A 24,948-nucleotide genomic window follows, 5' to 3' on the forward strand; every position below is an offset into this window, starting at 1 on the left:
AGACTGAAGCATTCCACTTCATTGAGGTTGTTTCATGTACCAGTTATTTTTTGTTTTAGTTTTATTGTTTTTCTCTGTGTCTAGTGTTGCCCGTTTATTTGAGCCTCAACTCCCCACACAGGCTCTAACAATTAATACCAATACTGAAAAACTTTGCCAAGTAGCAGCATCAACCTCGGCGTACCTTCAGCGCGGGTTTGAGTACGACCCTAACGTAAACCACGCCAATGTATTAAAACAGTTCGGTGTAAGTAGTGACAGAATAAAAGCGACGTTAGATTTTATTTGCCAAATTACACAAGAAGATAAAGCACGTAACCAAGCATCAAGACTCAATTCATTTGCATTTATCGAGCAACATTTTGAGTTTATTCGCTGGTACCCTGATGGTGAAAATGCCCAACGATTTGCCGCTAAAAAACCATTATTGGCAAATTTACCTAATGATCGTTTATTAATGACGAAGTATTACGTACATCTTGCAAAAGGGCATTCAACCCCTTCGGTTGATTTCCCACATGCTTTATATGCACTACCTTTTGATGAAAGTGATTTGACTCTAGATCAAGCGAATGAGCAACCTGGTTTAACTCGCTTTCAATTTGGTAAACAAGCTATTTTACAACAACCCCTTAGTGCAGATATTGCCAAGCCATTGGTGTATTTATCTCGTAGCGACTTAGAGTCGGCCTTATTACAAGGTACTGTAGTCGTGGATTCAGATAAAACCCAAACGGTTTATAACGTACATCGCAACAACGCCATCGCGTATGATCGTAACCTTAAACCTGAACAACAACAGCGATATTGGTACTTTAAACAAGTAGAGGGGATTTTAGGGTACGGTAAAGATGCAGAATTTAAAATAACAGTACAACCCGAAGTCACCTTTGCGGGTGATTTATATCAACTCGGGTTAGGGCATTTATTATTAAGCCAATTTAATTTTAAACAACATCAGGAATATCGACTTGGCATTTTAGCCGATACCGGTGGCGCATTTGATGACAACTTATATCAGTTAGACTATTTAGCCGGTAGTTATCATGGATTTGCCGAATATGCAGCTGCAAATCGCCATTTACCAGATTACATCAATGTCTGGTTTATGGTGCTAAAACAACCTCAACCACAGTAAAGAGAATACTATGATAGACAATCTCAAAGGTGATGAATCATGGCGTATGTTTCGGATCATCAGTGAATTTGCTGATGGATTTGATAAATTATCCGATTTAGGACCTGCCGTTTCAATTTTTGGTTCTGCGCGCTTAACTGAGCATTCTCCTTATTATCAACACACAGTCACGCTGGCACAAATGTTAGCTAAAAACAACTTTGCCATCATCTCAGGTGGTGGCCCTGGCATTATGGAAGCCGCCAATCGGGGGGCACACCAAGCAGGCGGGATCAGTGTCGGTTTAAATATTGAATTGCCCAAAGAGCAAATGGCTAACCCTTATCAAACCCTTCCTATTGAGTTTCGATATTTTTTTACTCGCAAAGTGATGTTTGTAAAACACTCTCTAGGCTATGTATGTATGCCAGGTGGGTTTGGTACCTTAGATGAAACCTTCGAGGCACTCACCTTGCTACAAACCGGTAGAGTCAGCAAAATGCCAGTGATTTTATTTGGTAAATCATTTTGGCAAGGACTGGTCACTTGGCTGAGCGAGCAATTAATTGCCAATGATTTAATCGAACCGATTGATTTAACATTATTTACTATTACAGATGATATTGATGAAGTAGTTGAAATACTAAAGCAACATAGGCTAAAGTCACATAAATAGAGCAAAAACTCTAAAGGAGTGTATATGGATAACCCTCAGCTGATCGCTAATTTAATTCTTAAAGGATTTAAGAAGCATTATCAGCTTTTTCAAGAAATTACCGCCATTGCACCCAAAGCGTTTAATCAAGCAAACTGGCTTGCTATTCAAAAAGCCAGCGCAGACCGAATTAGTTATTATGATGACCGAGTCAATGAAACCATCGCTGAACTTAAAGCCCGCTTAATTCTCGATCAAAGCGAGCAGCCAAATGTTCAATTATGGCGCGATATTCGAGCAATTTACCAACAACTACTGCTATTTCACCCACAACCTGAACTGGCCGAATCATTTTATAATTCTGTTTTTTGTCGTTTGTTTCATTATGGTTATTTCAACAACGACTTTATTTTTGTCAAAAGTACGTTATCGGAACAACCAACCATTCCTTCTGCAGCAGAATATAGAAGTTATTTCCCTGTGGTTGACGGCCTAAAACAAACTATTCGCGATATCATTAAACAGTTTAATTTTGAAGTCCCGTTTGTAAATTTAGAACGGGATATTCGTTTATTAGTAAAAGCCTTTATAAAACAATCTCCCAATAGCCATCATCATGCGCATCAGATGCGCTTTGATATTTTAAAAAGTCCATTTTATCGAAATAAAGCAGCTTATATTGTAGGTCGAGTAGTATCAAAAAGTGGTATTCAGCCATTTATTGTACCCATTTTGCATCACTTTAACCATGGTTTATACCTTGATGCACTGATCACTCAGTCATCACACATGCGAGTCATTTTTGGTTTTGCGCGAGCCTATTTTATGGTGCAAACTGAAGCACCATCAGCCATAGTGCACTTTTTAAATCAACTAATGCCCAATAAAACTCCCGCTGAACTCTACAGTGCCCTTGGTTTTCATAAACAAGCTAAAACCCAATTTTACCGTGAACTACAGCACCAGCTTAACCAAACCAAAGAGCAATTCGAAAGTGCAGCGGGTACCAAAGGCATGGTGATGACGGTTTTTACCCTGCCCTCATTCCCTTATGTATTTAAAGTTATTAAAGATAAGTTTGGTGAAGGCAAACCATTTGGTCGCGATACCGTTTTAGCGCGCTATCAATTAGTTAAACGTCATGACAGAGTCGGTCGCATGGCCGATACCATTGAATATTCAAATGTTGCATTCCCGCTTTGTACAATCAGTGACTCATTATTAGAAGAGCTTAAAACAACGGTTGCATCGGCGTTAGAGTTTCGCGATAACTTACTCATCATAAAACATCTGTATATTGAAAGGCGGATGACGCCGCTTAATTTATATTTGCAAACCGCAACGCTAGAGCAAACTCGGACAGTAATGGATGAATATGGCCAAGCACTTAAAGAAATGATTTCAGTAAATATTTTTCCAGGTGACATGCTGCTTAAAAATTTTGGCGTAACCAGCCACCAGCGGGTAATTTTTTACGATTACGATGAAGTACAGTACCTCACCGATATGAATTTTCGCGCGCTACCCAAAGCCAAAAACTATGATGATTATTTAATGGCACATAGTAGCTATTCGGTGGCACCACAGGATGTATTTCCAGAACAACTCACCACCTTTGTCACAACCAATGCCACGGTACGTAATTTATTAGAACAATTGCACCCACAGTTACTGGATGTCGATTACTGGCAACAAGCACAACGCAATATTAAAGCCAATAAATTTGCCAATATCTGCCCATATCCTAAAGCCCTCAGGTTTAAAAATGATTGGTAGTTGCATGGGGCAAACATTGTGATTAATATCATTCACCATAATTATAAAAAATAGCGTAAGCATCTAATTTATGAATATAAGTAAAGTTGACCTCAATTTATTGGTCTATCTCGATACCTTATTGCGCGAGTGCAATGTCACCCGAGCAGCCAATCAACTCAGCATTACTCAGCCTGCCATGAGCAACGGTTTAAAACGACTCCGAAACTTATTAAACGACCCAATATTAGTGCGCACTTCAGATGGCATGGTACCAACAGAGCGAGCGCGTGAGTTGCAGCCGGTTATCCGAGGGATTTTGCTGACACTAGAAGAAACGTTGCAACCTAATCGTGATTTTGAACCGAGCTTGAGTAAGCGCTGTTTTCGTATTATGGCCAGCGATTATGCCGCCAGTACCCTCGCTCCTAAGTTGCTGTCTAAGTTACAATTACACGCCCCTGATACTACGCTCGATATTATGACGCCAAGCGATGTCACATTTCACGATGTTGAGAACGGTAAAGTCGACATGGCAATTAATCGCTTTGAAAATTTACCGCAATCGTTTCACCAAAAGCGCATTTGGAAAGATAGTTTTTCGTGCTTAGTAAATGCAAATAACCCGATTATTGCTAATTTTAGTCTCGATACCTACCTCAAAGCCCGTCATATTTGGGTAAGTAAAACCGGTTTTGGGGTCGGAGTCGGCATGGATCCCGCTGATGTGCAAAAGTTAGGTTGGGTTGATGAGGCGCTGGCTCATTTTGGTAAACATCGTAATATTGCGTCATTCACTCGTAATTACCATGTCGCTATCCATTTGGCCAAAGAGCAAAACTTAATCGCAACTTTACCGACCAAAGCGGCTAACATTTATAAAAATGATCCGGAGCTCACCATTATTGATCCGCCATTTCCTATTCCACCGTTTGAACTGGATATGATTTGGAGCCCACTGCTTCACCGAGACGCCAGTCATATTTGGCTCAGACAACAAATTGCAGAAGTTGCATTAGAATTACAATAAATCAACCTCATTACTGGTAGTAAATATATCTCAGGCTGCTATTTAAACGCTCGCAGCCTTGAATCAACGTGCAATAGAACTGAGGTTAAGTGAGCGCGTTACATTAATCAATGTGATGCGATTGGTTCTTTAATCAGATTGAGCAAATCTAACATTTGCTGCACTTTAAAAACCAAAGCATCATCAGTATCTTGGTTAAATGCCATACAGATTTGAGCCGTTTGGGCTAATGGAATTTCAACAACTTTCTCAAATGAACCATAGCTAAAATTAAGCCCTTTTAGCTCAGAAATAAGTGTTTTTTCAGAATAAATGACAAAATCAATGCGATTGGCAAACAACTTTTTAAGACTCGTTTGACCATTTGGTGAAATATCGAGATTGCGGCCTATTTCAAACCCTGCTTCAATGAGGTAATCATTGACCATGTCATCCCGAGTCACACTGAGCAAAAAATCTTTCGCTTGTTCAATATTTTTTGCGGTGATATCACTACGACTTTTTAATTTATATAAAAAAAGTGGCACAGGCTCAAACAAGGGGCAGACCCATTTAAACTGTGTTTCGCGCGCTTTTGTCCGATAAATCGAATAAATCATCGTATTTGGGTTTTGCTGTACAAGCTGAATAGCACGGGCCCACGGATAACTATTTAAAGTGTAATCAATTTCAGCTTGCTCTAAAACCCATCTCACTTTTGCAGTCGCGGTACCCACTACTTTATGGTTGGCATTGGTAACACTGTAGGGTGCCCACTCTTCTGTGACGATACTAAGCTGCTCTTTTGCATAAAGAGTGGTATTCAGAACCAACAATAAAAAATACACACTCAACCGCATCAATACAACAAACCCCAACATTAACAAGCCTACTTATGATGGTAGTTCAACTTCAGCCTTACCATCGAGAATCGAAAAGCTTTATTTTGAATACTTTGTAAGCAATCAATATAATAAAGCTTATTTCACGCTTAACATACGGCCTTTTCGTCCTGTTACAGTGTCCTTCGCCCGTACTCGCACCGCTCCTGTTACTTTAATATTTTCCTGATATAACAACCAAGGCCCATTATTTTGTTGGTATTGGATGTCAAAGCCATCGATTGATGTAAAAGCATGTAAATAGCCTTGTTGGTCAATACTGGCAGCAACGGTTGGAATGCGATAAAACACCCCTGCTTGTGCTAATTTAGGTAGCTCTTTGTAGGCAAGTAAACTAGCAAATCGCAGCCAATCTTGTTCACGTTCAAATGCCTGTTGTTTATCAAAATAACCACTGCTTTTATGATATTTTTTACCCTGATAATCATACGCTAACTCCCAAGGCGCACGGTGCCAAGCACGCTCAGCTAAAGCCAGTAAACGCGGAAATAACATATAGTGTGCTTGTTGGTCACTGCGGATCATTTCGCTCCATAAATGCCCCTGTAACCCATAAAAACTTACACCTGGTTTGAGCATCGACTCACTGTCATCGGCCTCATAAGGCTGTCCTAAAACACTTGGCCAAATTTCCGCATGGGCTGGCAAATTATCGGGCATAAACTCAAATACTTTTCGACTATCGATTGCACGTGATGCCCAGTGGTTGCCAGGCTCTTTTGGATGCGCTTGGTAAGGAAAATCAAAATAAGTGACATCAGGCGCCGAAATCACCACTTGCCAACCAAGATTTGCATGTTGATGCGCTACTTTATGGCCATTATCGCTTAACATTGCCCATGCATTAGCTTGTACTTTTTTCGGCATTTTGCTTTGTTGCGTGCTATTTAAACCATCACTCCACGCTGCCACTTCAATATTTTTTTGCGCTAAAAACTGGCTTACTTTTTCAATAAAATACCCATTAAAGTCCGACAGTTCAGGCTGTGATTGCTTGAGTGCTAAACACGCGGGAGAATTTAACCATGCCCCTGCGGTTTCATCAGCACCAATATGATAGACCTTCAGCGGGACTCCCACTTGATCATGCAAAGCTCGAGTCCTGACAAACATTAATTGTATTATCATCATAATGCTGAATAGAGGAATAAACCGTTGTATCTAATGGGTCAATTAAACGATATTGATTCGCTAACTCAAACTGATTAAGTGCAGCGTAATGATTAAAACGTTGCTCCATTGCCACTATTGCAGCGCGAGAATGACCCGGCATATCTAGTGACGGGATCACTTCAATAAAATGCTTTTTGGCGGCTAATAAAATGTCTTTATAATCATCGCTGGTGTAATAGCCGTTTACTTTGGCATCTCGGTCTACCCCCGCGCCAAGCTGGGGTAGCAAGCAACTTTGTTCAGTTAAATCCAAACAGCGAGCAGCCCCAATGTTGGTGAGTTCAGGTAAACCGGCAATTGCTAAGCGCCAACCTTCATCGTCTGCCAAATGTAAATGCAGTTTATTAAGCTTATAGGCAGCCATTTGTTCAATCGTTTTTAAAATAAACGCTTTGGAGCGAAAATTACGAGCAACATCAATGTGTAAACCACGAAATGGATAACGAGGGGCATCGATAATAGTTAATTCAGGCAAAATCGCACTCTCAACAGAAATAAGTCCAGCTAAGGTTTGCATGGCATAAAATGCGCCTGCTGCGGTACCACTTTTAATCGTTATACCTGTATTTTTCACTGTGAGTTCATACCCTTCCTCACCGATGATTTTGTCATCTTTGAGTATATTCAGATTAATACCCATTGATTTAAATGTAACGCCAAAAACTCCTAATCGTGAGCTTGCAGCAGTTAATTGTTCTTTAAAATCAGCATGTTCAGTAAAGCTTAGGCCCTGACGTAAATCAATCAACTTGCTGTCATCATTAATAGTTAAGTGCTTAACCTGCGGGATCACTCCCAAAGCTGTACTCTTTAAAGGTTTAGTTTGAGTTTCAAACAAATAATTGGCATTCATCCAAGGCGTTTGGTCACGCTCACTGACCTGATGATTATTTAAGCCTTCAAAATCAACTAAATAAGGTTGAATTTCAAGGCCTGTATCAGCATCAAGCTTAATCGCTGTGGAGCTAATATTTCTCGCACTAAGCCCTTTTGCTGTTGCAATATAATTGGGCATGTATTCTGATTCGGTAATTTGCGACTCTTGGGTATAAAACGAAATGACATAAGTGGTATTTTTGGTGAATCCTTTAAAGCTTGCATTTGCCTCTAGGCGATGCAGATCTCCGTTTACATGACTGATTATAAAAGAGTCACTTTGCATACTATAAATCGGCATTAATTGGCTAAAAGAAATCTGCCAATCAGCATCTTTTAAATCATAAGGAAGCGATAGACTCAGTGTTGAGAAATAACATTGCGCCTGCTCATTTGGGCACTGGGTCGGTTTGCTGTCAATTAATTGATAAGTTACCTGTAATTTGTCTGCAAACTCATTAAGTTGCGATTGCTCAAAACCATCAGCCTGATGCGATAAGCCTAATAATAACCCTAATACTATCCATTTTATCATTGTGATACTTCCGTATTTTGCCATTGCAAATCAAATAAAAACGCCGCACCTTTTAATGCTGCATCCGAGACATTACTCGCAACTATGTGTAAATTTTCCACAATAGTTGGGTGACTAATTTTGTTAAGAGTTGTATGTAATGAATCAATAAATAAAGGAAACGATATCGAGACCGACCCACCAAGGACGACAACATTTGGGTTAAAGGCTAAAACCACCAACGAAATTGCATGCGCCATGTGTTTGCCAAACTCATCAAATAATCCCAATGCTGAGCTATCGCCTTTTACTGCAGCTTCGTAAACTTCTTTACCATTAAGCCCGCGATGTTTAAAAAAAGCTCCTGAGCAATAATGCTCAATAATTGAATCTTGATACGGAAAACTGCCAAACTCACCTGCAGCCGAATGAGTGCCAGTATATAAACGACCCTCAAGCATTAAGCCCGCACCAAGCCCTGTGCCTAAACAAACCCCAATTAAATTAGTATTTTTAGCAAAACTCCCACCAAAATACTCACCCGCCGCAAAACAATTTGCATCGTTGTGCACAACCACAGGACAATTAAAACGCTCAGTTAATAGCTGTGCTAAAGGTACATCTTGCCAATATAAAATATTGGTTGTTTCAATCACTCGGCCTTGGCTCATCTCAACTAAACTGGGTACGCCAATCGCAATACCTTTACAATTAGGCTGATATAACTCGCCAATTGCCCCCAATAAAAAATCGTTAAAAGCCTGTTTTTCAAAATCTGCGGGCACACTCAATTGTCTTTTGTTATGTACTTGACCTGCTAATACATACCCTAAAGACAGCTTAGTGCCGCCTAAGTCGACACTTAATACTGCATCTTGCATACAACACCTTTTAAGATTTGGAAAATGACTGAGGTTTAGCTGTCTTTTGAGAAAACAATAATCGAAAGAGATTGATTCTATGATTACGCACCAGCGGTTTGGCCCATATGCCAACACTAGAAATATAACTAAGCGGAATAAGCAACAAGAGCATGGCAAGTTGCAAACTCCCCACCATATTGGCCATTAAACCAATTAAAGGCGAGATAATCGCACCACCAACAATACCGGTACATAAAATCCCTGAGATTGCGCCATGACTATGAGACACCGAGTTTAATGCCAATGAAAATAGCACTGACCACATAATCGATAAACAAAAGCCACATCCAGCAAATGCCCACATCGACCAAGTCGGATCTGTGGTAAAAATCGCATTTAATAGGCAAAACAACGCACCTAGACTAAAAAGCATTAATACATGTTGGGCATCACATAGTTTTAGCAACAGTATGCCCAGTAAACAGCCAACGGTCAGCAGTAACCAAAATTGGCTCACTACTTCACTGGCAGCATAATCTGAAACCTGATGATATTGCGTTAAAAACACACCAATTGAATTGGCAATACCTTGCTCTAACGCCACATATGCGACAATAGCAAAAAAGAAGTGCAAAACAGTGGGGTCTTTAAACAATAAAAGGCTTTGGCTAAACCCTGCCACGGTTTCATCATCTTGACGCTCAACAGCGCTTATCTTGGTATAAAAGACAATAATCACCATCACAATACATAACAGCGCAAATAACCAATACATGCTTAACCACACCATATTGCTAGGAATAAGCACACTCAATTGCTGACCAAGGGCAGTTTGATCTGCAATACTGGCCACAAAGTACTGATAAACCAAGGGTGATAACGTAGCAGCACTGCCAAAAAGTAATTGAGCCGCCACCGAATACACCGCAAAATGTTGTTTGCCTCCGCTGCTGCGTAATAGTGGATTAATTGCTACTTGAAGCATTGCCATCGCAGTACCAATAAAAAATAATGCCAACATAGCCACATAAAAAACAGGCATCAATGCAAACAACAACGAACCGCACGCTGCTAAAATAAACGCCACCAACATGACAAATTTTTCACCTTTGTGCTGCACCAATAACCCCGCAGGAATGGACATCACGCCATAGGCAACAAAAAAAGCAAATGGAAAAAACCCAGCCAATGCCAAGCCAATCGAAAAGCTCTCAATCAAGGCTGGAAAAATAGGCCCAAGGACATTGGTAATAAACGAGATAACAAAAAAAGTGGCCAGCACTAAGCCAACCACGACAAAATTAGACTTCATTGTAAATTCCTTAATGAAAAATAAGGGTGATGGATCAAGCCTGTTTGTGGGCAGACAAACGAATTACTTCAAGGGGAACCTGTAACCATCACCCTTTTTATATAGTGCCTTGTATTGCAAAGTCATTGAGGCACTTTTCACCGGAGTTTTGATACTTTTCAATTCATAATTTTCGCTATCGACAATTAAAAATGTAGGAAAATTAATTTTTAGACTACTTATTTAATAGACTAGTATTAGTAGTTGATAGCTAAGTATCACTCTCGATAGATATAAATGGTCAAATGCTGTTAATATAATATTAACAATAAAAAGTAAGGTTATTACACCAAAGTGGAATAACGCTTGAATACACTTCAGGTAAACTAATTTTTTTACCACGATGTAAAATGAGGCCATTGTCATGAAACCTATGTGCGAAAAGGTCATCCCTTCTAATAATTCGTCTTGGCGATATTGTGAATATCGACTTAATACCATTCCCTTTAATTGGCATTATCATCCTGAATATGAAATTTGCTTAACACTAAACAGTACTGGTGTGTGTCATATTGGTGATTACCTTTCTCCGTTTGGTGATTTAGATTTAGTCATTTTAGGCCCTGATTTACCACATACTTGGCAATCGAATACTAACCCTGATGGCAGCAGTCAAATTGTTCATGTCGCACAAATTCCAGCACAATGGCTACATCAATTTGTAAATGGACACCCTGAGTTTTCGTTACTGCGGCCATTATTAAGCAACGCAAAACAAGGTATTAAGTTCACAAATGACACCGCTGTCATTGCTAGGCAATTATTTGAGAAAATAAAAGTCAGTGAACCGCTTACTCGCTATATTTTACTGATTGAATTATTGCAAACTATGGCACTTGATACCGATGCGAAAATATTATCAACTTCTATTTTTATTTCTGGCCAACAACGAGATCCTGGGAAAAATAAATTCGATAAAGTAATCGACTTTATTTATCACAATTACACCAAAAGCCTTTGCGCCGATGAACTCGCCGATTTAGCACATATGAGTACCAATCATTTTCATCGTTTTTTTAAAAAAAGAACTGAACGCACTTTAACCGAATTTATTAACCAATTGCGCATTGCTAAAGCATGTAAATTACTGATTAATAGTTCCTCACCTATTACTGTGATCAGTGATCAATGTGGTTTTCGTAATATTTCGAACTTTAATCGGCGTTTTTTACAAATAAAAGGCTGTACGCCAAGCCGTTTTCGCCAGCAAATTCATAAAAAATCCTTATTAGTTTAGCGAATGAAATAGAGCGATTGATTATTTTAGACTAGGGTTAAGGTGTGAGCTGTTGCACCTTAACTTTAGGTTTGTATATGTTATTGTATAAAACAACTTTTAAACTTTTTTTATTACTGCTTAGCACGCATGCTAATGCAGGTCTTACTGTACTTACTGAGTTATCGCCTCCTTATCAAACCATTGAGAACAATGAAGTTAAAGGCATCACTACCGAGATAGTCCAAGCCATTTTTAAACAAGCCCAGCTAACACCGCAATTTAAATTATACCCTTGGGCCCGTAGCTATAAATTAGCGCTGAATAATCCAAATAGTTTTATCTACAGTATCGGTCGTACGCCAGAGCGCGAGGATAAATTTATTTGGCTAGTACCAGTTGCAAAATTTAAACTCGGTTTCGTTAAATTAAGCTCGCGCACTGATATTAAAATAAACACCTTAGAAGATGCTAAAAAATGGATAATTGCAGCACAACGTAACGATATGGCAACGCAATACCTTGAGAGAAAAGGTTTTAATAAAGCTAACCATCTAATTTTAACCACTGATATCCAAAACTCTTGGCAACTACTATTAGGTGGTAAAGTTGATTTAGTGGTTGATGTAAAAAGTGCAGTCCCTATAACAGCCAAATCAATACAACTTCCATCCAACCATCTGACCTATGAATATGCCATCGCTGAACTCGAAATTGAGGGTTATTTAGCAGCAAATAAAAATACCAGCCCCGCGATAATTACTCAAGTTGAAGCGGCCATTGCTGTCGTACTTCAAAGCGCGCTTTATCAAAAAGCATATCATCAATAATTATCCTCTGTCGCTCACTAAAGTAGGATTTTGGCAGTGTTGCTGGCGAATGCCTGCGCGATATTTATCCATGAGTGCAAACAATACCGCTACCGTCTTAATGGTAATTTCTCCGGTTGCTTGCCATGGTAAAAAGTGTAATTGAAATGCTTTAACAGTATTAAAAGTCTGTTTATCAAACTCACCTGTTATTTCAATGCCATAACCATATTTTTGCAAATTACATTGCACCTGGGCCACGGTCGGTAGGCCCTCGGTCAACAAGGCTTGCCAATGGTCACTTGCCGTTGCATGTTCATACCATGCGCCAATGCCATGTTGATATAAGGTATACCAAGGAAAATGAGGCCCAGGATCTTGTTTATTACCAAGCTGAATATCAGAATGGCCGACCACTGCGGTTGGATCAATATCTGGATTACGGGCCAAAATATCTTTACTTAATTCAATCAGCAATTGAATTTGTTGTAGATCAAAGTTTGGATACTGACAAAAAGTTTGATTATCAAAAAATGCCGCACTGGGGGCTATTTCAGTTAATACTTGGGGTTGGTGCGCACAGGCTGCCCGATTAATTAACTCAATACCAATAGATTGATCATTAATATTACTACGGCCTTGCCAATGACTGACCCCCGCATGCCACGCACGATGTTGTTCATCAACTAATCGATACACTGCCAAATGTGATTTGGGATAACTTGCATCACCTTGTTCAGGAATTAAATAATGAGAACTCACCTCACCTTTGGTCAACGCTTGTAAGGAATCTTGCCAATCACCCGTGGTGTAGTGCATCACCAAAAAGCGGATCCGACTATTATAATTTTCAGAACGAAACTGTGTCGAAACCGTCTGGCTACAAGCACTAAGCCCTAGCATCAGAGGGAGTAGCATGGCTTTTTTAAACATTAATAATCCCTTTTTTAAACAATAAAAACGCCGTTACTAGCGCTAATAAAACTAGCACTTACAACCCTAAGCCCCTAAAATCTAACCGTAAAGATTCTCAACGGAAAGTACGCACGTGGGCAAGCATTATTACATTGGCATTATGTCTGGGACAAGTCTTGATGGTATCGACGTTGCTTTAGTCGCGATGCCAAACAATACCATTTCATTGCTTGGCGCGCTTGAGATGCCATTTGAGCCAAAATTACGTCGTGATATTTTAGCTTTATGCCAAACACAAACTATTGCGTTACGTGATTTTGGTCAAATATGTGTACGGTTAAGCCTTGCATATGCCAAGGCCGTCAATCAATTACTGGCGCAGCATCAACTTAATGGTAATGATATTTGTGCGATTGGTTGCCATGGTCAAACGGTTTATCATCTGCCAGGTGGTCCTTATCCTTTTTCAATGCAACTCATAAATGCCAGTGTCCTTGCCGCCGAAACCGGCATTACCACCATTAGCGATTTTAGAAGCATGGATTTAGCATTAGGTGGGCAAGGTGCGCCATTAGTCCCCCCTTTTCACCAGCAACTATTTGAGCATTTACAGCAGCAATACTCGGCCTTGGTATTACTCAATATTGGTGGCATTGCCAATGTATCTATTTTATCGGGGCAACCCTTAGTAGGATTTGATACCGGCCCTGGTAACGTATTAATGGATCTGTGGTTACAACAACAAAACCCTGAGCAATTGTTTGATCATAATGGTGAGCTTGCGGCAAAAGGTCAGGTTTGTGATGCCTTATTAGCAGATTGCTTAGCCGACCCCTACTTTGCCCTCACAGCGCCAAAAAGTACAGGGCGAGAGTTATTCAACTTCGATTGGTTACAACAAAAATTAATCCACTATCCTGCGCTTAGTTTTGAAGATGTGCTGGCTACTTTAAGCCAATTAACGGCAACGTCTATCAGCCAAAGTTTAACGCATCTGTCACCGGGTTTACTTCTAGTCTGTGGTGGCGGTGCAAAAAACAGCCATTTATTACACAATATTCAGGCTCTTTTACCCAATTGGCAAATCGAGTTAACGACCAATTTTGGCGTGGACGGTGATTTTATGGAAGCGATGGCCTTTGCTTGGCTTGCGAAACGATGCCGAGAGCGTCAAAACGGTAACGATATGTTAGTGACCGGTGCATCACGAAACGAAATTTTAGGGCAAATCTGCCAACTAAAACACCATCAATGGCAAGGTGATTTAACGAAGGATCAACAATGAAGCTCAATTGTGATTTAGGCGAAAGCTACGGCGCATGGCAAATGGGTTTAGACAGCCAAATGATGGCACACATCGACATGGCCAATATTGCATGTGGCTTTCATGCAGGCGACCCCCTGGTGCTGACGCAAACCCTCGCGTTAGCCAAACAGCATAACGTTATTATTGGCGCACACCCAAGCTACCCAGATTTAGTCGGGTTTGGCCGCCGTAGCATGCAATGCAGTCAAAACGAGATTATCAGCATGGTGCATTATCAAATCTCAGCGCTTGATGGCATGGCAAAAAATATCGGTTTAACATTAAGTTACGTTAAACCACATGGCGCATTATATAACGATATGATGGCAAAGCCCGAGGTGCAAGACGCTATTTTCATTGCGATAAGCCAATATCATCGCCCACTAAAACTCATGATGCTTGCGGGCAATGACAACCAAACACTGCTACAAAAAGCGCAACATCATAATGTAAGTTTACTATTTGAAGCCTTCGCAGACCGACGCTATCAAGATAACGGTCAACTCACGCCTCGCAGTCAACTAGGTGCGGTACTTTCGCAAAACGAAATATTATCCCAAGTGCAGCAATTGCTTAGTAAAGGCACAGTTATAACAGACACCGCAACTGAGATCCCCCTATCTGCCGACACACTTTGTGTGCATGGTGATAACGAAGCGGCTATTGCCCTTATTGCTCAAATCAAGCAGCTGTGTATAAAAAGTGAGTTTAAAAATCAATGAGCTATCGTATTGAGGTGGCCAGTGAAAATGCACTGATTGTTTATTTAGCAATGCAACCGTCTAATGAGTGCAGTACTCAAATACACACTTTAGTATCACAACTACGCCAACAATTAGGTGATACGCTGATAGACTTAATCCCCTCCTATACTTCGTTACTGATTATTTACGACCCCTTTTTGGTAGACCATTTTGCGGTGAAAAAATTGCTTCTTCAACTGCTAGATCATCCCCAGTCGTTGCAGCAACAAAGCAGTAAACTGATACGATTACCGGTTTGGTATGATGCGCCTGCCACCCCCGATTTAGCACTTATTGCCGCGCATCATCAACTTAGCAAAGTAGACGTGATTAACTTGCACCAAGCAACTCATTACCACGTTTTTGCGATTGGTTTTGCCCCTGGATTTGCATTTTTAGGCGAAATCCCCCCCCAAATTGCCATGCCACGTCATGCAACTCCCAGAGCGAGTGTGCCCAAAGGTGCTGTCGCCATTGCCGATCGCCAAACAGCAGTTTATCCAAGTCGCTCGCCTGGCGGCTGGAATTTAATTGGCCTTTGCCCTTTTGACTTATTTAATCCCAAACACTCACCCGTAATGGCCTTTGAAGTAGGTGATAGTGTTGAATTTTATGAAATTGACGAAGCCGAATATCATCGTCTTGGTGGCAAAGAATGAAACAAGCGTTACAAGTTATTCAAAGCGGAATATTAAGCCAAATTCAAGATTTAGGCCGTTTTGGTCAAGCACATTTGGGCATGACCACATCAGGTGCTGCAGACCCATTTGCGCACCGCATTGCGAATCGTTTATTAGGAAATAATGATAATGCCCCGGTAATTGAAATAAGCTTAGGTGGCGCTGAATTTGTAGCTCTTAACAGGATCACCATTGCACTTTGTGGCGCAGATTGTCCACTTTATGTTAATCAGCAGCCAATCTCTAATTGGCAAAGCCATCATCTTGTAGCTGGTGATAGGCTTAGCATCGGCATGGCGATGCAGGGTACACGAATCTATTTAGCTATTAGTCAAGGGTTTAAAGTTAACAAGCAATTTGGTTCAACATCGACCACAATACGCGAAGCGATTGGCGGACTTGATGGGCAAGCGCTCTTTGCGAAACAAATATTGACCGTGCCCACACTGTCAGCTGCGCCATTACAGCAACTGGCCTTTCAACACAGACACACTTATCCTGATGCATTACAGCTGCGTGTTATTTTAGGTTACCAAGCTCGCCAATTTCCATCAGTGCAAATCGAGCGGTTTTTACATCATCGATACCAAATTACCAACCAAAGTGATCGGATGGGCTATCGGCTAAGCGGCGTTGCAATTGACAGTAAACAAAGCCAAATGTATTCCGAAGGGATCTGCTATGGCGCAATTCAAGTGCCCCCCGATGGTCAGCCCATCATCTTACTCAATGACAGGCAAACTATTGGCGGATATCCAAAACTTGGGACTGTGCTCTCGCTCGATTGCGCTAAACTGGCACAAAGTAGGCCCGGTGTTGAAGTGTCCTTTTGTGCCATTAGCCAAGAAGAAGCGCATAATGCACTTCTTCTACATCAACAAAAATTCAATAACCTCTCGTTTGTGCCGTTATCTAATTAACCGAAGTGCTGGATAAGAGATTTAACAGCGAATTGAAAAGTAAATCTCGACCTGAGAGTGATTTGTTTCCAGTATTGAGGTTAATTAACCGCTGGTTTTAAAGCCGGACGAAGGGTATCGCCCTCACTGTCGATTGGTGATAAAAGGGAAAGGCCCAATATTTGCGCCACAATAGGATAAATATCAAGATTTTTTACTTCATCTAAGCTAAAGCCTTGTTTAAACGCAGGGCCATTTGCTACAAAAAAAGCAGCCATATCCTGTGTATAGGCATAACCATGGGTGCCTAAATAGTCGACTTCACCCGATGAACTGAACACTCGTGGCGCCGTTGTTTCGATAATCACATCGGCCACTCGTGGACTATGTTGATAACCGACACTCGCCAATTGTGCTGAAGTGAGTACCGTAAAGCGACCTTTTGCTTGCTTACTTAAACTAGATTTGAATGTAGATAAATCAAGCTTTCGGCCTTGTTTTTGATATAACTGAACTCGAGTACCACTATTTTTAATATCAAAATCTTCTTGGCTAATGCCAAGGTCAGCAATGGCAATACTTTGTGTCGGATCAACGCTCGCCATACCATGATCAGAAACTAAAATCACATTAACCGGCGCATCAACTTCACTCTTTATTCGCGTCACCAACTGACCAATTAAGCTATCGAGTTTTTGCACTGCCTCATAAGTTTGTGGTGCATCTGGGCCAAAATCATGTCCCATAGAATCAACTAATGAAAAATAACCCGCAATAAAGCGAGGACGCTGTGCATGAGGTAATTTTAACCAAAATAACATTTGGTCGATCCGAGCCTGATAATCACTGTGTTTTGAATAGTGGTAATAATAATCAGGTAAAACACCGTTAAATAATGCATCCGACTCAGGCCAAAAATAAGTAGCAGATTTAACACCTTGTAGGGTAGCCAGATTCCAAAGTGGCACGCCGTTTAACCAACTGCTGTCTTTACGGCCATCACCCATGGCATAACATTCTTGGCGTTGTTTATCACAAAATTTATTATCAACAACCCCATGATGAGTTGGCAACAACCCTGTCATAATCGATAGATGATTGGGAAAAGTTTTTGTTGGATAAACCGGAATTAACTTTTGCGCACGCACTCCTTGTTTGGCAATAAGGGCTAAATTTTTAGCTTGATGTTTTTCAATATAATCCCAGCGAAAACCATCTAAAGAAATTAAAACAACACTTTGCTCTTGGGCTGCATTTGCCTGCGCCGATAAGACAACACTGAAAAATGTTAAGCTAACAAACGAGATAAGAGAACGCAACATCATAAATACCATCTTTAATTTAAGTAATTAGACCACTTTATCAAACCTTTGAATAAAAAAAATCCATCTTGCGATGGACTCTTTCTTTTATCGGTTAATTAGCAACAGGTTTAGGCTTATTGCGCCATACGCGGCGCTTTGCAGGCTTGTTGGCCGCTTGTTCACCCGCGGGCTTTTGACCTATAGCAGGCTTTTTAGCCGGTGAATTTGCGTTACTTCGACGCGGTTGGGCAACTTTTGCCGCGCCGTCGGTTGAGCTAAATTCTCTTGGCTTTTTAGCTTTCTTCGGTTTTTTTGCCTTGATATTTAAATCTGTTTCTTTTACTTGATTGCTTGGCTCAAAGCCAGGCACCACTTCTCTTGCAATCGTGGCATTAATTAAGCGTTCAATATCGGCAAGTTCTTTGGCTTCTTCGGTTGTTACAAACGAAATAGCATGACCACTGGCACCTGCTCGACCAGTCCGTCCAATCCGATGAACATAATCTTCAGCAATATTAGGTAAATCAAAGTTCACTACTTGCGGCAGTTGATCAATGTCTAAACCACGAGCCACAATATCGGTCGCCACTAAGACACGGACTTGACCATCTTTAAAACCAGCTAATGCTTTCATGCGCGCGCTTTGGCTTTTATTACCATGAATTGCAGCTGCGTTTATTTTATCCGCTTCTAGCTGTTTTACTAATCGGTTTGCACCGTGTTTAGTACGAGTAAAAACAAGCACTTGCTTCCAATCATTTTGTAAAATGAGGTGTGATAATAGCGCCGGTTTTTTAGCTTTATCAACGGGGTGCAAACGCTGCTCAACCGTTGCTGCTGTGGTGTTTGCTGGTGCAACGGAGACTTCAACCGGATCGTTTATTAATCCTTTGGCAAGATTACGAATATCATCAGAAAAAGTTGCCGAAAACATTAAATTTTGGCGTTTGGCAGGTAATACTTTAAGAATTTTTTTAATATCGTGAATAAAGCCCATATCAAGCATACGGTCAGCTTCATCAAGCACGAGCACTTCAAGTTGATCAAATTTAACCGCGCGTTGATTAAATAAATCAAGTAAACGCCCAGGAGTCGCCACTAAAATATCCACACCGCGACGTAAACGCATCATTTGTGGATTTACTTTCACACCGCCATAAACCACAAACGAAGTAAGCTTTAAGTTTTTACCATATAACTCAACACTTTCAGCTACTTGTGCTGCAAGTTCTCGGGTTGGCGTTAGTACTAATGCACGGACTTGGTTATTTCCAGCAGGCTTACCTTTTGATAAGCGCTCTAACAAAGGTAAAGTAAAACCAGCTGTTTTACCTGTTCCCGTTTGGGCCGCGGCCATCATATCTCGCCCTTCGATGATTGCAGGAATTGCTGCAAGCTGAATAGGGGTTGGCGTATCGTAACCTTGCTCGGCTACTGCGTCTAAGATTGGTGCGGATAAACCCAAGCGGGCAAAACTCATATGAACTCTCTTTGTTACTAAATCTAACCGCCAATTGCGGCGCTGAAGAGTACAGGATTTACCCCATAAGCGCAATAAAAGGCCTGATAACCGTAATTTAAGCAGCTAATCGTGTCATTTTGGCAACAAAGTAAAATAAAAGAGGGATTCAGGGCGATTAATAGCAAAAAAACCTTGCCTTAATGGTGTTAAAACGTACAATCGCCGCCCTAAATTATGTAAAGCTTTGGGCGATAGCAAATGAACAGACAAAAAAAATTGAACGAAATTTTCCAAAAACGATTAAAGCGCGCTAAAGCAAAGCTCCATACAGGCAACAAGCCTGCGTATGTTTCTAAAGCTGAACGTGAGCGTTTAGCACTTGCCCAAACGCAAAATAATGAGACACCTGAAGCTACAGAATCGAAAGCTTAGTTTGTAACTCAACAAATAGCTGATGACGTGGTTGAGGTAAATTTTCGATTGAAAGCCTGCTTAACCACGTTTTTGCTTCCTCGACCTGCCCTTGCTGTAATGCAACATTGGCCAAATACAAATGGGCAAGATTAACTCCCACATCATCATGGGCCCGCTCGGCAAATTCAATTGATGCCATATAGCGTTGACGTGCATCTGATAAATCACCGCTTTTTTGTAGCGAACTCCCTAAATTAAACAGCGCCTCACCAATTTTATAATCACTTTTGAGCGCATAAGCAAAACGAAGTGCTTGCTCTCGATAAATTACACTTTTTTGTGTTTCATTACATCTGTCAGCAAAATGCCCTAAATTGGTATAAAGCTCAAACTTAAACCTTGGCGCATCGCGGCGTAAAAACTTTTTATCAAGCTGTTGCAACATTCGAAGACCAAGGGCTGGGTCAAAATCGCTATAGAGCTGTAAGTTCAATAATTCCACCAGCAATTCAGGGTTCGCAAAATTTTTATTAACCTGATTAAGCAGTTGCTCTGCTTGAGAGCGAAATCGGATGGATTCTTCCGATCTATTGAGGTTTTTAAGACTTTTAGCATGGTAAATATAAAGCTTAATCTTAAAATACTCAGGTAATTCATCTTTTAAAATGTACTGACTGGTTTGAGCAAATAATTGTTCGGCTTCGGTCAAAGCAAACAAGCTTTCAAATTCTAGCAGTTTTAATTCATAAAATTGCAGGCTATCAACAGCAACCGTAGGCAATAGTTCTGCAACTTGATTTAAACAATGACGTGGATAATTATCACATTCAGTACGAAGCTGTGCTTTATCAATCACAACCGCCTTAAGGCTGCATGAAAAAGCAAACAAACTGAGTATCAAAAGATAATTATGCGCACGTATTAACATTTAATTTATTGTCCTTGGGTCCAAAAACGTTGATATAACTTTGGATACACTTTTTTTAACTCTTTCGATTTGTCTTTAAAACGCTTGCCTCGAGGTTGTGATAAACCCGATGGGACAAAGGGTAATTCATCCTCTGTTCGACTTTCATAAATCATACCGGCGATTAAATCGTACTCGTCTAAAAACGGATACGGCAAATCATCTTTAACTGGCACAACATCAAAGTCAGCCAAGTTATCGGCCTGTGCTAAGCATGTTTCAAACACCGTTTGACCACGAGAAATTAACCAACAACGAAACTCTGAAAAGCCGTATTCTGAGTTACATCCGGCAATCACATAAGCTGCGCCCCACAATGACCATTCATAACTTAAACGCATTTTTTGACTAAATAATTTGTCAAAAGCGGCTAACTGATCGTTATCTAATGTAGTGAGTTTACTTTTGAGTTCATCCGCGATGATTTCAGGATCAGCAAAAAAATCATTCGCGGTGACTAATTGCCAAAATTGTTGTTCTGTCATAAAGATACATGTTTAATCATTTTTACCGCAGTATATGTTAATTTACCATCTTTTTACGAGTATTTCGTTGAAAACGTGAGTATTGTTTATAGGGAAAAACATCGGCTATTACGCCTTGTTGAATATCTTGTTGGATTTTTTGCCAGTATTCGGGGGTATATAAATCCTGATGGTAGCGGTCAAAAAAATACTTTGCTTGGTTATTTCCTTTAAAAAATATTGGAAATTGCTCAGGGAAAATATCGTTACTTTCAATCATAAACCAAGGCTCAGCGGTCATTGCTTGCTGAGTCGTGGTCGCTTTAGGTAAAGATCGAAAATGGCATTGTGTCATCGGACAAATTTCATCGTAATCATAAAATACCACTCTGCCCCAACGTGTTACGCCAAAGTTTTTCATCAGCATATCACCTGCAAATATATTAGCTGCAGCTAATTGCTTGATTGCTAAACCATAATCTTGCATCACCGCTTCTAGTTGATTAAGACTCGCGGTTTTTATGTATAAATTAAGCGGGATCATTTTTCGCTCAACATACACATGTTTTAAAATCAATGCTTTACCCGAAATAACCACGCTACTGGGGGCATCTTGCTGTAATTGGGCAAGCAATTGAGGAGAAAAGCGCGATAAATCAAATGCAAGATAGCGAAACTCATGGGTATCAACCAATCGGCCAACTCTGTCAGCATTTTTGACAAACTCATATTTATCCATCACATCTTGGCGAGTCAGTTGTTTAGGTGGCACAAATCGGTCACGGATCACTTTATAAACGTATTCTGACTGAGCGGTGGTAAAAACCAACATCACCATGCCTTTGATGCCATCGGCACTTTGATAACATTCAGTGGGTGGCATTTTGCGAGTCGAATCAACTTTAAAACGATAAAACTCCGTTTTAGCATGCTTGATAAATCCAATCGCGTTAAACAATTCAAACCGCTCTTTATTAGGCAACAAAGTTGCTAAGTAATCGACATACGCGACCGGCTCATCGGTATCTACCATAAAGTAAGCGCGCGCAAAGCCAAATAACATACTGAGCTGAGATTCACCGAGCATAATTGCATCAATAAAAAGACCTCCTTGCTCATCATTTAAAATAGGGACAGCAAATGGAATACGTTGTAATTGTTCATCATGCTTTAGCATCACACAACCAATCAAATAAGTGGCTTTATTGCGAAAAAACAATGACCGTCCATATTCAATTTGCCACTCACGGTTTACGATAGTTAGCTTAGGTTGTTGCTGCACATAGTTATAAATCGCTTGTTGAACTGCATTTAAATCCCATGTTAAGTCAACAAAAGGCAAGCGAAAATAAAACTGGCCAAGTAATTGTTTGAGCACCGCTTCTAACGAGGCAGACCTTTGGGTATGGCAAATGATGCTGGGCGTTTTGGGATTAATTTGACGATATTGACGCTTTAAAATAAACAAATGCACATCGCGGATTTTATTATGGCCACGAATTGAGCCAAACACCGAATTAAAAAAGGTTTGGGCTATTGGCTCATTACTGTGCTCAGCCAGTAATTGCGCATAATACTTTTTTGCCTGATGCCACATTTTTGTATCATCAATAAACTCACCCGCAATGGTTGCCACCGCAACGGTTGCTACACTGACTTTTCCTTCATAGACCTTGAGCCTTGCCCGCATTGCATCTTGCACAGCTAACCATTTTGCTTGCTCAAAACGAGACTGAGCACCAAGGGTAATATTTAAAAATTCAGCAAACATGGCCTCAAAACTGGCCAAGATAGAACGAGCCACTTTTGTTGCGATTAATTGTTCAACTGATTGAATATCGAGTTGTGCCATAAAGTTATCATCACTGCAGAATATAGTGGTTATAGTCACCAGAGTATTTACACACCTTAGCAGCCCAGCTTAAATAGAATTAATTTATAAATAAAATATGCAGCATTGATACTATGAATATTAGAAATGTCGACCTTAATTTATTGGTGTATTTAAACGTATTACTAGAAGAGCGCAGCGTTTCTAAAGCAGCCAACAAATTAGCCCTGACCCAACCTGCTATGAGTAATGCGCTCAATCGATTACGAGAGCTATTTAATGACCCCTTACTGGTACGCACCGCCAATGGCATGGTACCAACTCAAAAAGCATCAGGGCTTAAGGCTGATATCACCGCATTATTGGCCCTTGCTGAGCAAATAACGCAAAAAGATGAAGAATTTGACCCATCCCATCATCAACAAACGTTTCGGATTGTCACCAATGATTATATTGAAGCCTGTTTACTGACCCCTTTTTTGCTGTCGATTATTGCGCAATGCCCCGGGATCAATTTTGATATTTTAACCCCTGGCGATATTAATTTAGCCGATATGGAACAAGGGAATATTGATTTAGCCATAAATCGCTTTAGTGTTTTGCCCAAGTCATTTCATCAGGCTTCGGTGTGGCGTGATAACTTTTGTTGCGTAAGTCATATCGAACATCCTTATGCCCATCAGCCTGATTTAGCGAATTATTTAGCAGCTGAACATATTTGGGTTAATCGGCCCGGCTGGCAAACCGAAAATACCGCAACCAATAAATCGGGCAATCAACATTTAGGCTGGGTTGATGAAGCACTTTGGCAATTAGAACAAACGCGTAAAATTCGAGTGTACAGCCGTCATTATGCGGTAGTCGATTATCTTTTACGTGACGCGCAACTTTTGGCCACCCTACCACGCAGACAGGCAATGCTGCTTAAGCATCACCCCAGTTTATGTATTACCTCTGTCCCTTTTCAAATCGTGCCCATCGAAATAAAAATGATCTGGAGCCCATTGTTACAGCACAATCAAGCTCACCAATGGTTACGTCGTCAACTGCTCGAATTTGCTAAAACCATTGTTGATCGTTGAGATATTGATTTTATCAATAGCAGTTATTGAAATGTTAAATTTTATAAATACACCGGTTGGGATTAAGGTTAAATCATAGCCAGCGCAATGATGTGCTTACTTTTAAAACAACTGGAGCTAATAATGAATACTTGCAATCGTGGATTTAAACATATCAATGATTTTTATTTTCAACCGGCGTTAATTGAATTAATTGACCAGCATTTATCAGAGACTCATCATTTAAACAGCGAAACTTTTTATGTTTTGTTAGCAGAAATAAATCAGCAGTTTGCGCCTAAAATTCGTTTTTTTGCTCGTAAAACAGCTCAAGAAACAGCAAGCGAGTATGACTACGCAACCTGGCTTTCTTCACATCAACGGATCACACTGGAAGATTTAACGCGTTTTTGCCCAGCAACTTTAGATCAACATCGTTGTCCATTACCTTTGTTAATTATCCAACTGACTTTAGCCTGCTTAAATGCACAGCTACAGCAGCGCACATTAAGAATGACTTTAACCATGGATAAAGAACATGCTGATTTTTGCCAGCACATGGTTGAACATATAAGCAAGGTTTTATACAAAGAATTGCAATTAGGTCAAGTGGTTAACTTAACACCTAAAGCAACTCTTTGTTTGCGTAAAAGCGCATAATA

At 40.4% G+C, this 24,948-nt stretch carries 24 protein-coding genes; 13 read left to right on the forward strand and 11 right to left on the reverse strand.

The window, feature by feature from the left end; genetic code table 11:
* The first annotated feature begins 34 nt into the window (after positions 1-34).
* From PTUN_RS10545 to PTUN_RS10560, 4 genes are all read left to right on the forward strand, one after another.
* The gene (locus tag PTUN_RS10545; RefSeq protein WP_009840267.1) at positions 35-1,138 is read left to right on the forward strand and encodes a hypothetical protein; all 1,104 of its coding nucleotides are present in this window, start codon (positions 35-37) and stop codon (positions 1,136-1,138) included.
* Positions 1,139-1,148: 10 nt separating this feature from the next.
* On the forward strand, positions 1,149-1,793 hold the full coding sequence (locus tag PTUN_RS10550) for an LOG family protein (protein WP_009840268.1): 645 nt from the start codon (positions 1,149-1,151) through the stop codon (positions 1,791-1,793).
* Positions 1,794-1,817: 24 nt separating this feature from the next.
* Positions 1,818-3,548 carry a bifunctional isocitrate dehydrogenase kinase/phosphatase gene (gene aceK, locus PTUN_RS10555; RefSeq protein WP_009840269.1) on the forward strand — a complete coding sequence of 577 codons (1,731 nt, stop codon included), beginning with the start codon at positions 1,818-1,820 and terminating at the stop codon, positions 3,546-3,548.
* A gap of 70 nt (positions 3,549-3,618) precedes the next feature.
* Positions 3,619-4,557: a LysR family transcriptional regulator gene (locus PTUN_RS10560; protein WP_009840270.1), complete on the forward strand. Its 939-nt coding sequence runs from the start codon at positions 3,619-3,621 to the stop codon at positions 4,555-4,557.
* 107 nt (positions 4,558-4,664) lie between these two features.
* Here PTUN_RS10560 and PTUN_RS10565 read toward each other — a convergent pair whose 3' ends face one another.
* The 5 genes from PTUN_RS10565 to PTUN_RS10580 form a co-directional block, all read right to left on the reverse strand.
* Positions 4,665-5,417, reverse strand: coding sequence for a substrate-binding periplasmic protein (locus PTUN_RS10565; RefSeq protein ID WP_009840271.1), 753 nt, complete (start codon positions 5,415-5,417; stop codon positions 4,665-4,667).
* A gap of 99 nt (positions 5,418-5,516) precedes the next feature.
* The gene (locus tag PTUN_RS22435; RefSeq protein WP_009840272.1) at positions 5,517-6,530 is read right to left on the reverse strand and encodes a family 20 glycosylhydrolase; all 1,014 of its coding nucleotides are present in this window, start codon (positions 6,528-6,530) and stop codon (positions 5,517-5,519) included.
* Positions 6,523-8,022: a family 20 glycosylhydrolase gene (locus PTUN_RS10570; RefSeq protein WP_009840273.1), complete on the reverse strand. Its 1,500-nt coding sequence runs from the start codon at positions 8,020-8,022 to the stop codon at positions 6,523-6,525. The genes PTUN_RS22435 and PTUN_RS10570 overlap by 8 nt, the downstream gene beginning before the upstream one ends.
* Positions 8,019-8,882 carry an ROK family protein gene (locus PTUN_RS10575; RefSeq protein WP_009840274.1) on the reverse strand — a complete coding sequence of 288 codons (864 nt, stop codon included), beginning with the start codon at positions 8,880-8,882 and terminating at the stop codon, positions 8,019-8,021. The genes PTUN_RS10570 and PTUN_RS10575 overlap by 4 nt, the downstream gene beginning before the upstream one ends.
* A 10-nt stretch (positions 8,883-8,892) precedes the next feature.
* Positions 8,893-10,176, reverse strand: coding sequence for an MFS transporter (locus PTUN_RS10580; protein ID WP_009840275.1), 1,284 nt, complete (start codon positions 10,174-10,176; stop codon positions 8,893-8,895).
* Between the two features lie 403 nt (positions 10,177-10,579).
* Here PTUN_RS10580 and PTUN_RS10585 point away from each other — a divergent pair, with 403 nt between their 5' ends.
* Both PTUN_RS10585 and PTUN_RS10590 read left to right on the forward strand, forming a co-directional pair.
* A complete protein-coding gene (locus tag PTUN_RS10585) occupies positions 10,580-11,452 on the forward strand; it encodes an AraC family transcriptional regulator (protein WP_009840276.1) in 873 nt (290 codons plus the stop codon).
* 77 nt (positions 11,453-11,529) lie between these two features.
* The gene (locus tag PTUN_RS10590; protein WP_009840277.1) at positions 11,530-12,261 is read left to right on the forward strand and encodes a substrate-binding periplasmic protein; all 732 of its coding nucleotides are present in this window, start codon (positions 11,530-11,532) and stop codon (positions 12,259-12,261) included.
* Here PTUN_RS10590 and PTUN_RS10595 read toward each other — a convergent pair whose 3' ends face one another.
* Positions 12,262-13,173, reverse strand: a complete 912-nt coding sequence (locus PTUN_RS10595; protein ID WP_009840278.1) for an N-acetylmuramoyl-L-alanine amidase — start codon at positions 13,171-13,173, stop codon at positions 12,262-12,264. It abuts the gene before it with no gap.
* Positions 13,174-13,288: 115 nt separating this feature from the next.
* Between PTUN_RS10595 and PTUN_RS10600 the strand changes: the two genes are divergently transcribed.
* From PTUN_RS10600 to PTUN_RS10615, 4 genes are read left to right on the forward strand one after another with little or no spacing between them, the layout of a single operon-like run.
* Positions 13,289-14,440, forward strand: coding sequence for an anhydro-N-acetylmuramic acid kinase (locus PTUN_RS10600; RefSeq protein ID WP_086009683.1), 1,152 nt, complete (start codon positions 13,289-13,291; stop codon positions 14,438-14,440).
* Entirely contained in the window at positions 14,437-15,183 is a 747-nt protein-coding gene (locus tag PTUN_RS10605) for a 5-oxoprolinase subunit PxpA (RefSeq protein WP_009840280.1), read from the forward strand. The genes PTUN_RS10600 and PTUN_RS10605 overlap by 4 nt, the downstream gene beginning before the upstream one ends.
* Entirely contained in the window at positions 15,180-15,863 is a 684-nt protein-coding gene (gene pxpB, locus PTUN_RS10610; protein WP_009840281.1) for a 5-oxoprolinase subunit PxpB, read from the forward strand. Before PTUN_RS10605 ends, pxpB begins: the two co-directional genes overlap by 4 nt.
* Entirely contained in the window at positions 15,860-16,804 is a 945-nt protein-coding gene (locus PTUN_RS10615; protein WP_009840282.1) for a 5-oxoprolinase subunit C family protein, read from the forward strand. The genes pxpB and PTUN_RS10615 overlap by 4 nt, the downstream gene beginning before the upstream one ends.
* An 80-nt stretch (positions 16,805-16,884) precedes the next feature.
* Here PTUN_RS10615 and PTUN_RS10620 read toward each other — a convergent pair whose 3' ends face one another.
* On the reverse strand, positions 16,885-18,117 hold the full coding sequence (locus tag PTUN_RS10620) for an alkaline phosphatase family protein (protein WP_009840283.1): 1,233 nt from the start codon (positions 18,115-18,117) through the stop codon (positions 16,885-16,887).
* An 82-nt stretch (positions 18,118-18,199) separates the two neighbouring features.
* Positions 18,200-19,567, reverse strand: a complete 1,368-nt coding sequence (locus PTUN_RS10625) for a DEAD/DEAH box helicase (protein WP_009840284.1) — start codon at positions 19,565-19,567, stop codon at positions 18,200-18,202.
* 240 nt (positions 19,568-19,807) lie between these two features.
* Here PTUN_RS10625 and PTUN_RS10630 point away from each other — a divergent pair, with 240 nt between their 5' ends.
* Complete coding sequence (locus PTUN_RS10630) at positions 19,808-19,981, forward strand: DUF2986 domain-containing protein (RefSeq protein WP_009840285.1); 174 nt, start codon at positions 19,808-19,810, stop codon at positions 19,979-19,981.
* On the opposite strand, the gene PTUN_RS10635 is transcribed toward PTUN_RS10630, so the two are convergent.
* From PTUN_RS10635 to aceK (PTUN_RS10645), 3 genes are read right to left on the reverse strand one after another with little or no spacing between them, the layout of a single operon-like run.
* The gene (locus PTUN_RS10635) at positions 19,962-20,891 is read right to left on the reverse strand and encodes a tetratricopeptide repeat protein (protein WP_009840286.1); all 930 of its coding nucleotides are present in this window, start codon (positions 20,889-20,891) and stop codon (positions 19,962-19,964) included. The two genes, PTUN_RS10630 and PTUN_RS10635, sit on opposite strands and share 20 nt — an antisense overlap.
* A gap of 5 nt (positions 20,892-20,896) precedes the next feature.
* Positions 20,897-21,415 carry a DUF4240 domain-containing protein gene (locus PTUN_RS10640; protein WP_009840287.1) on the reverse strand — a complete coding sequence of 173 codons (519 nt, stop codon included), beginning with the start codon at positions 21,413-21,415 and terminating at the stop codon, positions 20,897-20,899.
* A gap of 37 nt (positions 21,416-21,452) precedes the next feature.
* Positions 21,453-23,246 (reverse strand): bifunctional isocitrate dehydrogenase kinase/phosphatase, encoded by a 1,794-nt coding sequence (aceK, locus tag PTUN_RS10645; protein ID WP_009840288.1) that lies wholly within the window; start codon positions 23,244-23,246, stop codon positions 21,453-21,455.
* A gap of 113 nt (positions 23,247-23,359) precedes the next feature.
* Between aceK (PTUN_RS10645) and PTUN_RS10650 the strand changes: the two genes are divergently transcribed.
* Positions 23,360-24,307 (forward strand): LysR family transcriptional regulator, encoded by a 948-nt coding sequence (locus tag PTUN_RS10650; RefSeq protein WP_009840289.1) that lies wholly within the window; start codon positions 23,360-23,362, stop codon positions 24,305-24,307.
* 123 nt (positions 24,308-24,430) lie between these two features.
* Entirely contained in the window at positions 24,431-24,946 is a 516-nt protein-coding gene (locus tag PTUN_RS10655; RefSeq protein WP_096035250.1) for a hypothetical protein, read from the forward strand.
* Positions 24,947-24,948 lie beyond the last annotated feature (2 nt).

Origin of the sequence: Pseudoalteromonas tunicata, from assembly GCF_002310815.1 — a bacterium.
Lineage (GTDB): Bacteria > Pseudomonadota > Gammaproteobacteria > Enterobacterales > Alteromonadaceae > Pseudoalteromonas > Pseudoalteromonas tunicata.

Bases quoted from the DNA above. Each gene is read 5' to 3' on its own strand.
- PTUN_RS10545 (WP_009840267.1), top strand. From the start codon at position 35: ATGTACCAGTTATTTTTTGTTTTAGTTTTATTGTTTTTCTCTGTGTCT.
- PTUN_RS10550 (WP_009840268.1), top strand. From the start codon at position 1,149: ATGATAGACAATCTCAAAGGTGATGAATCATGGCGTATGTTTCGGATC.
- aceK (WP_009840269.1), top strand. From the start codon at position 1,818: ATGGATAACCCTCAGCTGATCGCTAATTTAATTCTTAAAGGATTTAAG.
- PTUN_RS10560 (WP_009840270.1), top strand. From the start codon at position 3,619: ATGAATATAAGTAAAGTTGACCTCAATTTATTGGTCTATCTCGATACC.
- PTUN_RS10565 (WP_009840271.1), bottom strand. From the start codon at position 5,417: ATGTTGGGGTTTGTTGTATTGATGCGGTTGAGTGTGTATTTTTTATTG.
- PTUN_RS10570 (WP_009840273.1), bottom strand. From the start codon at position 8,022: ATGATAAAATGGATAGTATTAGGGTTATTATTAGGCTTATCGCATCAG.
- PTUN_RS10575 (WP_009840274.1), bottom strand. From the start codon at position 8,882: ATGCAAGATGCAGTATTAAGTGTCGACTTAGGCGGCACTAAGCTGTCT.
- PTUN_RS10580 (WP_009840275.1), bottom strand. From the start codon at position 10,176: ATGAAGTCTAATTTTGTCGTGGTTGGCTTAGTGCTGGCCACTTTTTTT.
- PTUN_RS10585 (WP_009840276.1), top strand. From the start codon at position 10,580: ATGAAACCTATGTGCGAAAAGGTCATCCCTTCTAATAATTCGTCTTGG.
- PTUN_RS10590 (WP_009840277.1), top strand. From the start codon at position 11,530: ATGTTATTGTATAAAACAACTTTTAAACTTTTTTTATTACTGCTTAGC.
- PTUN_RS10595 (WP_009840278.1), bottom strand. From the start codon at position 13,173: ATGTTTAAAAAAGCCATGCTACTCCCTCTGATGCTAGGGCTTAGTGCT.
- PTUN_RS10605 (WP_009840280.1), top strand. From the start codon at position 14,437: ATGAAGCTCAATTGTGATTTAGGCGAAAGCTACGGCGCATGGCAAATG.
- pxpB (WP_009840281.1), top strand. From the start codon at position 15,180: ATGAGCTATCGTATTGAGGTGGCCAGTGAAAATGCACTGATTGTTTAT.
- PTUN_RS10615 (WP_009840282.1), top strand. From the start codon at position 15,860: ATGAAACAAGCGTTACAAGTTATTCAAAGCGGAATATTAAGCCAAATT.
- PTUN_RS10620 (WP_009840283.1), bottom strand. From the start codon at position 18,117: ATGGTATTTATGATGTTGCGTTCTCTTATCTCGTTTGTTAGCTTAACA.
- PTUN_RS10625 (WP_009840284.1), bottom strand. From the start codon at position 19,567: ATGAGTTTTGCCCGCTTGGGTTTATCCGCACCAATCTTAGACGCAGTA.
- PTUN_RS10630 (WP_009840285.1), top strand. From the start codon at position 19,808: ATGAACAGACAAAAAAAATTGAACGAAATTTTCCAAAAACGATTAAAG.
- PTUN_RS10635 (WP_009840286.1), bottom strand. From the start codon at position 20,891: ATGTTAATACGTGCGCATAATTATCTTTTGATACTCAGTTTGTTTGCT.
- PTUN_RS10640 (WP_009840287.1), bottom strand. From the start codon at position 21,415: ATGACAGAACAACAATTTTGGCAATTAGTCACCGCGAATGATTTTTTT.
- aceK (WP_009840288.1), bottom strand. From the start codon at position 23,246: ATGGCACAACTCGATATTCAATCAGTTGAACAATTAATCGCAACAAAA.
- PTUN_RS10650 (WP_009840289.1), top strand. From the start codon at position 23,360: ATGAATATTAGAAATGTCGACCTTAATTTATTGGTGTATTTAAACGTA.
- PTUN_RS10655 (WP_096035250.1), top strand. From the start codon at position 24,431: ATGAATACTTGCAATCGTGGATTTAAACATATCAATGATTTTTATTTT.